Source organism: Paenibacillus forsythiae T98, from assembly GCF_000520735.1.
Classification (GTDB): Bacteria; Bacillota; Bacilli; order Paenibacillales; family Paenibacillaceae; genus Paenibacillus_AQ; species Paenibacillus_AQ forsythiae.
This window is the reverse complement of the sequence record NZ_ASSC01000035.1, coordinates 1-10,667: the sequence shown is the minus strand read 5'-3', so window position 1 is coordinate 10,667 and position 10,667 is coordinate 1. Positions and strand designations below refer to the sequence as shown.

The following is a 10,667-nucleotide window of genomic DNA, read 5'->3' as shown; positions in this document are numbered from 1 at the left end:
CGGGAGCTGCCGCAGGAGTCGAAGCAGGAGGTATGGGAGGCGCTGGCCGAGGACTTGTTCTTCGCATTGGGCAACGAGCCGATGATCCATGTCGGCAGCGGAGTCGTTATTTACGACAAGGAGGCGCACCGCATCAATATTCTGGTCGGGGACGAGGATATGGAATCCGTTGAGCTTGTTTAACCCGGGGACGGGAGGAACAGCCGCTGCATTTGCCCGAAGTCTGCGGTCCATGGTAAAATTGATAGTGCCCAAGGTATAACTGTAGGGATTCAAGAATAGATTAAACCGAAAATAAACCTTTATCCTAGCGCATCCCTTGGACGAAAGAACTGAGGGATGTTTTGTTTAGCGAATGGGCTGAGGTGACATGGGGGCCGCTTATAAGGGAGGGAATATAAAGTGCTATTAACCGAGGGAGAGCTGCGTGAGCAGATAGGCAAGCTGGAAGGCTGGAAGCTGGAAAGCGGGGCCATGGTGCGCAAATATATGTTTGGCGATTTCATGAAAGGCATTGCCTTCGTGGACGAGGTTGCCACCATCTCGGAAGCGTTCGACCATCATCCGCATATTACAATCGATTATAAAACGGTGATCCTGCGGCTTGCGACAGGCGGGGAAGACGGTACGGGCATTACCGCGCTTGATGTACGCGAAGCCCATGAGTTTAACGAAGCATTTGAGAAGACCCGTTAGTTTCGGTAGCGACAATAGAAGATTTTTTTGAAAAATACGCCTCTGCGACAGGAAGCTGAGTCTTTCCCCCGCAGAGGCGTATTGTCTGTAACAAGTCACTTTTTCTCGGACAGCCACATGGCGACGCCTGCAATCTCCTCCGGAGTCAGCTTATCCTTGAAGGAAGGCATTTGTCCTCTTCCTTTGGTGATGATGCTGTAAATCTGCTCCGCATTGTGATCGTTTCCTTCTTGCTGCAGACTCGGTCCGACCCCGCCCTGAAGCTGATCGCCGTGGCAACTGATGCAGTTGGCCTTCACAGTCGCTTCCGCTTTGGCAGGGTCCGCCTTAACGGTCGGCATAGTCGGCTGATTCTGCTCAGCAACCTGCTCCTTCCCCGGCAGAGTGAACATCAGGATAACCGCGAAGGCGCAGGCGGCGAAAAACAAACCGCTCATGATCCATTTTTGCATCCCATTCGTCCCTCCTGTGTAAGCTGCTACACTTATTATAACGGATGGTGAAGCGCTATCATAGCGTTTGTGTCAAAAAAATGAACAGCGGGCAGCCCGGTTTAAGCTTTAGCCGAGGACTTGTCATAGACCATACAGTAAAACGGTTTTTCGCCATTTGGCGTACGGCGTTCGTACGTATCGGTGATTGTGAAGCCGCATTTGCGGTAGGCGCGAATCGCTCTCTGATTCCAGGTCAGGACTTCCAAATCCACCTCACGGCTGGGGTAACGCTTCAGCGCCTCTCTAACAATCGCGCCCACAAACAAATGGCCCAGACCATGACCGCACAGGTCGGGACGCATGCCGATACCGAGCCGGACGGTTCCTACCATCGGAAAGAGCTGCGCGAACCCGCACAGATCATCCTTGTCGTTCAATACCGAAACATACTGCTCCCTCCGAATCCGGGGATCTCCAAATTCAATGCCAAGGGCCTCCATCTTATCCCATGACAGCCAGCCATAAATATTGTAGGGCGCCTTGTAATGCCATCCGCAAATGTTCTTGGCATGCGCAGCGGTCATAGGAACGACGTGAAAGATAACGGGAGAGCTAATCATACGTTCAGCGACCTCCTTTCCTCGCAGGGAACCTTTATACTTAAATTATATACATAAAATGGGCATTGCGACGCAAAAATTTTGCAGTAGAGGCCAAACTGAAAGCAAACGTGAAAAATATTCTGAAAACGGGCGAAAAATGCGGCGAACGTGTTTGACAAATCCGGGGAGGGGTAAAATAAGAATAACTCAAGAAGAAAGGCTTGGCGGCGTCCACCAAGGACGCAAGAGCGTTTCTCGTAGAAAATTTGAATAAAGCCCCCTCGCCGGAAAGGATCATCCGGGAGGGGGCCACGCTGAACAATGCTATTGCACATCATCATTGTCCTGGGAATCGACAGCCGTTTCTTGATAAGCGTCGGAGCTCATCACTCGCTTGGCGCCCACATAACGGTTAACGTAGTAGCTGTCGCTCAGGGAACTGATGGTCACGCCTTTCGAAGAGGAAGCATGCGCAAATTTGCCGTCACCGACATAAATGCCGACATGGGAGACGCCTCTTCCGGAAGTGTTGAAGAATACAAGATCACCGGACCGCAAATCGCTGCGGGATATCGTTTTGCCCATTTTATATTGGGAGCCTGACTGATGCGGAAGATTAATGCCGATCTTGTCGAACACATACATCGTAAATCCTGAACAATCAAATCCGTTGGTGGTTATGCCGCCGGATACGTATTTCGTTCCAATAGCGCCCCCGATCACTTTATCCATTTTGGAATCGGCGAATGCGCTGCCTGCTCCGAGCGTAAGGATGATGGACAAACTCAGAAATGCTGCTGCCAACTTCTTCTTCAAGAGACTGGACTCCTTCCATATGCCTGCGAGGTTAGCTTAAGGGTTCGGTAGAAGGTCCCCTATGACCCCTCTTGAAACAGGAGGTCAATTCACCCAAAGATGGTTCCCCCGCTTCCCTATCGTTAGGGAACTCGGCATTTGCTGTATATATTGTTCGGATTTTGCGTCAATCATGACAAAATTTTTGTTAATACCGGGATACTAATTACAAAAATGTTACTTAAAAGTCACTGCGATTATTGTAGCAAACCTTCTGAGGCTTGGCAATTACTTTTAGTATAATATAGTAAAAAGCAGTCTTAAAAGTGCTAGTCTAATAGACTGGCCATAGATTTTGTCAGGAACAAGGAAAAACCCGGAGCTTGATTGCATATTTGAATCATGGCCCGGGCGAATATTTAATTAGTCGTAAGCTACAGCCTGGTATGCTTTCGTGCTCATAACCCGCTTGGCGCCGATATAACGATTGGCCCAGTAGGACTGGCTCATCGAACTGATCGTTACGCCTCGGGAAGAAGAAGATTGCGCGAATTTGCCGTTGCCGACATAAATGCCAACATGGGAGACGCCGTTTCCGAGCGTATTGAAGAACACAAGATCCCCTGAACGCAGTTTGCTGCGGGATACGGAGGTCCCTACACTGAATTGCGCTTTGGAGGTGCGGGGCAGATTGAGCCCCATCTTTTTAAAGACATATTTGGTGAACCCGGAACAGTCAAAGCCGGACAGGCTCGTTCCGCCGGTTTTATACGAGGTTCCCAAAGTTTTTGCAATAACCGTGTCCATTTTGGAATTTGCGAAAGCGCTTCCGGAGCCTAAAGTGAAAGCCATCACAAGGCTGAGTGCAGCTGCTGCGAGTTTCTTCTTTATGTGTCGACTTCTCAAAGCTTATGTTCTCCTTCCAATTGCCTGCGTGGTTAGCTTAAGGATTCGGTTTGAAGGTTCCCTATGATCCCTTGATTGCCAGATCAATTCACCCAAAAAAATGGTTCCCCCGCTCCCCGGTGCCCGGGGATTTGGCTTGCTGTGCACCTGTATATCGACTCGTTTCAACATCATATGGCAATATAACAAAATCACTTTAAAGATTACAAACTTGTTACCTCAACACATGCCTCATTGTATCAGAGGATTTCCCGTTTTGCAAACAATTTTCAGTTGACGGGTCGCCGGAGATGGAGAAATAAAAAAGAGTTCAGATTCCGGTCAAGGAATTCGAACTCTTTTTTCTATTCTTATAGAGCCGCAGTTTTGCTGCGCCATAGATGATATTGCGCCGACAATCCCCACATATCAAGCAGAGTGGAGGGCAGGGGCGCAAGCTGCCTGATGAAGAGAGCGGGCAGTCCGGGACAGAGCCAGCCGGCGGCTGCGCATATCAGAGAGGTCAGGAGGCCGCCTGCCCCAAACAGAGCGCTTAGCGCGGAAGCGGGCGGGAGGCAGCGCAAGGCTACAGGCAAGGAAGCGAATACTCCGGTGCCTCCGGTATAACCGAACTGCATATAGAGCAGGATCAGCCGGATAATGAATACATAGAGCAGCCATGCGAGCAGGTATGGAAGAATCCGGAGCAGCATCGCCGGCTCCCAGTAGGAGGACAGAATGAGCCTGTAGCCCTTCGGTAAGAGCCAGTACAGGGGGAGCAGGGTCAGGACCCATTCAGCGGCGCTGAAGAGCAGCACGGGCAGCCCGTACTTTTTCATTCCGGGAAAAAAGAACAGCCCGCGCTCGCCCCTGCTCTCCTGATGCAGCTCATGCAGCAGGCCGGCGCGGATGAACGGCGTGGCCAGCAGGCGCACGGCGGCCAGGATAAGCAGCGTCCACAGCCAGCGCCGCGCGTCGGTGCCAGAGGATAGACTCAGCTGGGCTTCGATATAGTACAGCAGCCTGCCGATCGCGCTGCCGCCTGCATTTTCCGACGGATAGCGCAGCAGCGCGGGAACCACCGCGGATCTCACAAACCGGTACAAACAATAGCCCCACAGCAGACGATAGATAAACAGCAGAATCAGAATATATAGCTGCTCCTTGACACTGCCCCAGCCGCGGATTATCCAGGTTCTCATTTGATCTCACCTCACCAGACGAAGATTCCGAGCACAGTTTCGATTGCGTTAGTCAGGCCGAGCGTCCAGCGGGAGACGGAGGCGGCGGGGAGAGCCGCTTTTCTGAAGTTGTTCATATGCCTGTTCTCCAGCAGCACTTCGTGACCGGGATCGACCTCGGCTGAAACAAGTGGAGCCGCGGAGGTGAGCCGGAATGAAGTTTCTCCCCCCTGGCCGTTCCATGGTTTCTGCAGCGTGCGGCCATTGGCAAAGGTGAATTTGACGCTTACCCCGGCATACAGGCTGCCTTTATTGGCGATGGTTGTCAGCGATTCGTAGCTGCCGTTCTTGTTCCTGCTTACCGTAATGCCTTCAACGGAGAAGTCCGGAGCGTCTCCGCCGTATACGTAATGGTCGAAGTATTCCTGCCACGATGTTTTGGTTGCTTTCTCCACCATTTTTTGAAAATCGGCCGTGGAGGGATGGTGGAAGCGATATCTGCGCGCATAGGAGGACAGAATGGAATCCATCGTCTTCACGCCGACCTGCCTTTCGATATCCTTGAGCACCAGCTTGCCCCGAACGTAGACGTTCTGGGTGTAGGCTTTGGCTCCGCCGTATTTCCAGGTATTCAGCGTCAGCGGCTTGGGAGAAGTGACGAGACTGGCCTGCAGAGGCAGGTTGGTGGCGATCCCGTACTCCTGCTCCATCAGCCGATCCTCGGCATAGGAGGTGAAGCTTTCATCAAGCCAGGCCTCTTCGAATTCATTGCTTGCAACCATGCCGTAAAAATACTGGTGCCCGATCTCGTGGATCACCGTCCGCTCCAGCGAGGTCCCGGCAGAGCCGCTTTCCGCGCCGAAGGCGGTAATCAGGGTGGGATACTCCATGCCTCCCGCTCCGTTGCCTTCTTTGGGCGGCACGATGATAGACAGCGTGGTATAGGGATACGGGCCGTACCATTTGCTGAAAGCGGTCAATGCGGCCTTGGCGGCCTGGAAATAGCGCTCCTTCAGATCTTTGTGCAGCGGGTCCAGATAGAGCTTGATCCGCACGCCGGGCACTTCCGCCGAAGAGAAGGCTTCCTCCGCATAGACAAAGTCAGGAGAAGCGGCCCAGGCGAAATCATGGACATCGTCGGCATAGAACTGATAGATTTTGCGCCCCTTCGCAATCTTGGGATTCTTGACAGGGAATCCGGTTGCGGCCACCGTATAATTGGCGGGCACGGAAACAGCCACACTGTATATGCCGAAATCGCTGTAAAATTCGGAAGTGCCGTGATACTGGTGCAGGTTCCAGCCCTCTTCCTTCACACCGCGCGTCCCTGCGGGTTCGTAGACGCTAAGCTTGGGGAACCACTGACCGGCCATGACAAAATTTCCGGATTGGCCCATCCGGGCGAAGATTTTGGGCAAGCTTACTTCATATTGCAGCCTGAGCGTAACGCTCTCCCCGCCGCTTACCGGCTGGGGAAGATGGATTTTGACCAGCGTCCGGTCGCCCGGGTTGCCGTCGTCGGGCTGAACGTACCGCATCCGGTGCAGCAGGGACACGCCGTCTTCCGTGCGCACATCGGTCAGCGTCATGGAGCCATATCCGTCCTGGGGCATGCTGTCGCCGCGCAGCTTACCGCCGGATTCTTTCATGAAGGTCGTCTTGTCCGAGGCAAAGGCATTCGGATAGAGATGAAAATAGAGGTCGCTGACCGGTTTCTTGCCGGGATGGGTCCAGGTGACCGTCTCGGCAGCGGTCAGCTTTCTTTCATCCGGAGCGAGCTGAACGCTGATGTGATACTCCGCCACTCTCCGGCTGAGCGCCTGGGTCACGGGGGCCTGGGGGGTGTCGGGCAGGGCGGGCTTACCAGCCGGCTCCTGGCGGATGATAGCCGGGGGCTTGGCTGGCTCCAGGGCGGCGGCGGACCGGGAGATCGGAGAAGAACCGGTTAGCGCCCATAGCACTCCTCCGGACACACAGAGGACGGCCAGGGCGGCGAAGAGAAGGGTTGTGCGGAATCGTCGCTTCATACTGTAATTCCTCCCGTTGACAAGCTTCTACGGGATGTATATGTTGGCATCCGCCGTTTTATTAGCTAAAATTAAATTATTCAAGCAGAAAGCCCGAAGGCGTTCTGGAAGGATGCAAGCACGTTTCTCCTGGAAATCTAAGAGAAGAAGACAGGCGCGAGGCCTGTAAATCACTACATTTTGTACAAGGGAAGGGAGTGGCGGCATGGACAACAAGCAGCCGGACAGCAAGAAACAGATTGCCTTGAATATTGTGAACGCGAGGAGCAAGCATAAAGGCTTCGGGGCAGGCTCTATCGATTTGAATAACGTGTCGCCTGTAATCATTGACGGCGACGAGGCAGTCATTGACATTGGAGCCATGCATGCCAAGAGCAAGGTGGAGAAGGGAATCAAGTTCTCCCCGAACCGCGAGGAAGTGCCGGAAGGCAGGCAGGTATGGGTGGTGTGGGTGGCGGTTGAACGTACGCCGGAAGGACAGCATTACGCAGGCTTGACCGCATGCGAGATGTGGATTGACAGTGAGGCCAAGCGCGGCTGGAAGATCCTTGCGGATCATGTGAACAGGCTGGACTGGGCCCTTAAGCGGCGGATCGCTGTGGAGGGGCTTGGCGCACAGGAGAAGGCCGCGCTGAAATCGCTGCTCGTCTCGCATAATGCGGACTGGTGGAATGCGTCGCCCGAGGAATTGAGACAGGCTCTCGAAGCCTGAAGAAGCGTTTCTACGGGCAGGAAGACCCGTTACCGGCATAACAAGGCTTCGCCCTTCCATGAAATCTAAGGAAGGGCGAAGCCTTTACATTTATGGATAGCTGCGTACTGCGTCTACCGGCCACCTCCCAGCTTTCGCTTAAGCTGGCTGACTCTGGCCTGGCTAATGCCAAGCATCCCGGCCAGCTCCTTCTGATTCGCGCCCGGATGCTCCAGCATCGTCTGCTCCAGCCGCTCGCGCAGCTCGTCTGATTTGGTCCTTCTCTTCCCGGTGCCAAGATCCGAAGAGGGAACATGGACTTCATCGCCCGGCTCCTGCTCCGGAGCGTCCTCGCCCTGACCCGGAGCCGCAAGCTCCTGAAGACACTGGCTGCAGATGAATTGATCCTTGAAATAAGTGACATTGTCCAGACTCCTGCAAAAGGTGCATTCCGTCGACGTGTATTTCCGCAGTACAATAATGTGATCATCCAAAATGAAAAACTCGATCGGATCCCCGATATCAATATTGCGCGTCATACGAATTTCTACGGGAACCACAATGCGTCCAAGATTGTCCAAACTCCGGATCATACCTGTATCCTTCATTCCATGTCCCTTCTTATATCTTCAGATTTGGTTGTATTTAATTATTATAACAGTAAATGTATTTTAAGATAAAGGGGAAAGCGTGTACGTAAAATGAACCTTTTGCCCCTGATTGAAGGATGTCCATTCAAAAGAAAGCGTGTCCTCCGAGCGACCGGTATAAACAAGCCTGTCGCCGGGATAGTCGATGTTCGTGTCTGGACAGGCTTCCAGCCAGGCTTGGTCGGCCGCGCTGAGCAGCTCCTTGTAGAGCTGAACGCTCTGTCCGCTGCGGCGATCGATCAGAATGAGCGTCCCTTTCTGGAAGGGCCGTACCAGCACAAAGTCGGTGTCCACAGCTTCCGCCGCAAAGGCGTCATCAATGCCGGTGAGCTTCTGTAGATTATATTCTTCAACAATATGCCCGTCCGGACCCGCAAGCATCAGCGTCTGTCCGTCAACCATAACCACATTGCCCTGAAAAGCGAAGACATCCCGTTTCATCCCGAGCATGCGGGCACCCCAATATTGGGTCTTGGCCTGGCGCACCAGGGAACCCTCTGAAACAAGCACGCGCCAGCGGGTGTTGTTGATATGCGGCTCACCGTAGGCGTTCTCGATTTCGACGGCATAGCTGGCGGGGTTGATCTTGCGCGCCGACATGCTCACCCAATCGAGGTTGGCAACCTGGATTATCCCTGCGCGGCGGGGCACAGAGCCGCTCGGTCCGCTGCGCAGGACGCCGTGCTCCCGGCTTAGCCAGAACAGCTCGCGTCCCGCAGCCGTCATGACATGCTTGACTGTATAAGGAAGGGAGAACCGATTCTCGCCTTTCCAGACAACAGGTATGCTGAACGCTTTGGAGAACAGCTTCTCCGGCACATAAGTGACTCCGTCCCGGATCAGCGGCTTTGCCCCGAGCATGATCACCTTTCCGGCTGCGGTGTAAGCCTTCGGCTGGTCCGGCTTCAGGCTGACCGCCTGATAAATTCCCGTGACTTCAAGGCTGGCCTTATCCGGATTCCACAGCGGCTGAAGATCCAGAAAGGAACAGATGTCTCTCAAAGGGATATAAGTCGTTCCATTCTCCTGAAAGCCGGAATGCTCCAGAGACAATTCATGCAGCACGGGGGCTTTCGCTGCGGATGGGACGGCGGAGGGAGCGGACGTCACGGAAGCCGCTTCAATCGGCGTAGCGGCAAGAAGCAGGGAGGTAAGCGCGGAAGCGGCTAACAGAGCGGCGGTTCGTCTGGAGGCTTGGCTTCGGGTATTCATGACATAACCTCTTTCTCTTTAAAATGGCGATAATTCACTTTACCATCAAAATAATGGGAAATGCTGTGCGATAATGGACGTAGTGGGCTGTAAAAAGGTTGCATGAAAAAACCTCCCCGATTGGCTGCCCAAAAGGAAAGGCTTGCTTTGGATATATCATGTTACACCGGGTCCCCGGCCCGCTGTGCAAGCACATGAAGCTAGTTGAGCCACCAGCGCTTGATATCGCTCCACCAGGTATGGTCTTCGCCGGAGCTGCCTTTCCGGGCGCCTGTTCCCGCCGCCTGCTCCGCTTCTTTGCCGTTTCCGTGCAGGTTGCAGTAGGCGGTCGGCTCGGTCCCGCTGATAAAAGTCTCCAGCACTTTATTCGGGCAAGCCGCCGTGGCCAGCTTGCCCGATTCCGGATTGATATAGACGCTGACGACGCCGTCCGGAATCGGGAAGATTTTCGGCGGGACATTGGCCAGCGCCTGCTCCGTATACTGCGCAAAAATCGGAGCCGCCCGTCTCCCCTCCGTTGCCGTAATATCACGCCCTTTGTCATAACCGACCCAGACGGCGGTGGACAGCTCCGGAGTGAAGCCGACCATCCAGGCGTCGGTGTCCGTTGTTCCGGTCTTTCCGGCGACGGGGCGTTTGATCAGCGAGGCCACCCGGTTGCCCGTCCCCCCCGTCTCGAACACGCCTTCCATCAGCCGGGTCAGCACATAAGCGGCCGCCGGCGAGACCACGCTTTCCCCTGCCGTCCCGGGGGCCTCGTACAGTACGTTTCCTTTGGCGTCTACGATCTTGAGGATAGCGGTTGTCGGCATCTTGACGCCGCCGCTTGCGATAACCGAGAAAGCCCCGGCCATTTCCAGCGGACTGACAGGCGAGGTGCCCAGCGCCAGCGAAGGCACATTCGAAAGCGGGCTGACGATGCCCATCTTGCGCGCCGTTTCGATCACCTTGTCTGGCCCCACCTTCATAATCGTGTTGACCGCGTAAATATTGTCCGAGGCCGCAATCGCCTGCCGCATATTGATCTCGCCAAGATATTTGTCCCCGAAGTTCCGGGGCTGGTACGTCTTGCGGTTATTGTCATAATGGAACAGGGTCGGCTGGCTGTTGAAGACGGACAGGCCCGTCATTTCCTTCTCGGATAGCGCGGCCAGGTACATAATCGGCTTGAAGGAGGAACCGGGCTGCCGGGTGGTCGCGAGCGCATGGTTGAACTGGTTCGCCCGGTAATTGACGCCCCCGACCATAGCCTTGATGTAGCCGGTGCGGGGATCAATGGAGACGAGCGCCGTCTCCAGGCCGCCCGCGCCCGCCATCCCCTGGGCCACCGCTGCTTCCGCCGCCTGCTGCATATCCGGATCAAGCGTGGTATACACGCTCAGTCCTTCCAGTTCAAGCTCCTCGGTGCTGATGCCGAGCAGCTTGGCCGCCGCAGCGCCGACATAATCGCGGAAGTAAGACGCAGGCAGCGAGGCCGTCTGTGCCTCCCGGGGC

At 54.6% G+C, this 10,667-nt stretch carries 11 protein-coding genes, 1 pseudogene and 2 riboswitches; of the genes and pseudogenes, 3 read left to right on the top strand and 9 right to left on the bottom strand.

Translation table 11 applies throughout. From position 1 onward, the window contains the following. Window positions 1-183: pseudogene (locus tag L692_RS32295) on the top strand (hypothetical protein); the annotation flags it as partial. Window positions 184-402: 219 nt separating this feature from the next. Continuing rightward, on the top strand, window positions 403-696 hold the full coding sequence (locus tag L692_RS0101605) for a 4a-hydroxytetrahydrobiopterin dehydratase (protein ID WP_025696591.1): 294 nt from the start codon (window positions 403-405) through the stop codon (window positions 694-696). Between the two features lie 95 nt (window positions 697-791). Here L692_RS0101605 and L692_RS0101600 read toward each other — a convergent pair whose 3' ends face one another. The 6 genes from L692_RS0101600 to L692_RS0101575 form a co-directional block, all read right to left on the bottom strand. Continuing rightward, on the bottom strand, window positions 792-1,148 hold the full coding sequence (locus tag L692_RS0101600; protein ID WP_025696589.1) for a c-type cytochrome: 357 nt from the start codon (window positions 1,146-1,148) through the stop codon (window positions 792-794). A gap of 101 nt (window positions 1,149-1,249) precedes the next feature. Beyond that, the gene (locus L692_RS0101595; RefSeq protein WP_025696587.1) at window positions 1,250-1,750 is read right to left on the bottom strand and encodes a GNAT family N-acetyltransferase; all 501 of its coding nucleotides are present in this window, start codon (window positions 1,748-1,750) and stop codon (window positions 1,250-1,252) included. A gap of 306 nt (window positions 1,751-2,056) precedes the next feature. Next, window positions 2,057-2,548: a C40 family peptidase gene (locus tag L692_RS0101590; protein ID WP_025696585.1), complete on the bottom strand. Its 492-nt coding sequence runs from the start codon at window positions 2,546-2,548 to the stop codon at window positions 2,057-2,059. 5 nt (window positions 2,549-2,553) lie between these two features. After that, window positions 2,554-2,695, bottom strand: a riboswitch (cyclic di-AMP (ydaO/yuaA leader). 255 nt (window positions 2,696-2,950) lie between these two features. Then, complete coding sequence (locus L692_RS0101585; protein ID WP_025696583.1) at window positions 2,951-3,418, bottom strand: C40 family peptidase; 468 nt, start codon at window positions 3,416-3,418, stop codon at window positions 2,951-2,953. 21 nt (window positions 3,419-3,439) lie between these two features. Next, a riboswitch (cyclic di-AMP (ydaO/yuaA leader) is annotated at window positions 3,440-3,580 on the bottom strand. 203 nt (window positions 3,581-3,783) lie between these two features. Next, entirely contained in the window at window positions 3,784-4,614 is an 831-nt protein-coding gene (locus tag L692_RS0101580; RefSeq protein WP_025696581.1) for a hypothetical protein, read from the bottom strand. 11 nt (window positions 4,615-4,625) lie between these two features. Further along, a complete protein-coding gene (locus tag L692_RS0101575) occupies window positions 4,626-6,620 on the bottom strand; it encodes a M1 family metallopeptidase (protein ID WP_025696579.1) in 1,995 nt (664 codons plus the stop codon). Window positions 6,621-6,825: 205 nt separating this feature from the next. Between L692_RS0101575 and L692_RS0101570 the strand changes: the two genes are divergently transcribed. Beyond that, window positions 6,826-7,332 carry a YwhD family protein gene (locus tag L692_RS0101570; RefSeq protein WP_025696577.1) on the top strand — a complete coding sequence of 169 codons (507 nt, stop codon included), beginning with the start codon at window positions 6,826-6,828 and terminating at the stop codon, window positions 7,330-7,332. Window positions 7,333-7,445: 113 nt separating this feature from the next. Here L692_RS0101570 and L692_RS0101565 read toward each other — a convergent pair whose 3' ends face one another. The 3 genes from L692_RS0101565 to L692_RS0101555 all read right to left on the bottom strand — a co-directional run. Further along, a complete protein-coding gene (locus tag L692_RS0101565; RefSeq protein ID WP_025696575.1) occupies window positions 7,446-7,919 on the bottom strand; it encodes an AbrB/MazE/SpoVT family DNA-binding domain-containing protein in 474 nt (157 codons plus the stop codon). Window positions 7,920-7,982: 63 nt separating this feature from the next. Further along, the gene (locus tag L692_RS0101560; RefSeq protein ID WP_025696573.1) at window positions 7,983-9,173 is read right to left on the bottom strand and encodes a copper amine oxidase N-terminal domain-containing protein; all 1,191 of its coding nucleotides are present in this window, start codon (window positions 9,171-9,173) and stop codon (window positions 7,983-7,985) included. 200 nt (window positions 9,174-9,373) lie between these two features. Then, window positions 9,374-10,667: transglycosylase domain-containing protein (locus tag L692_RS0101555; protein ID WP_025696571.1), on the bottom strand; the 1,294-nt coding region annotated here is incomplete at its 5' end.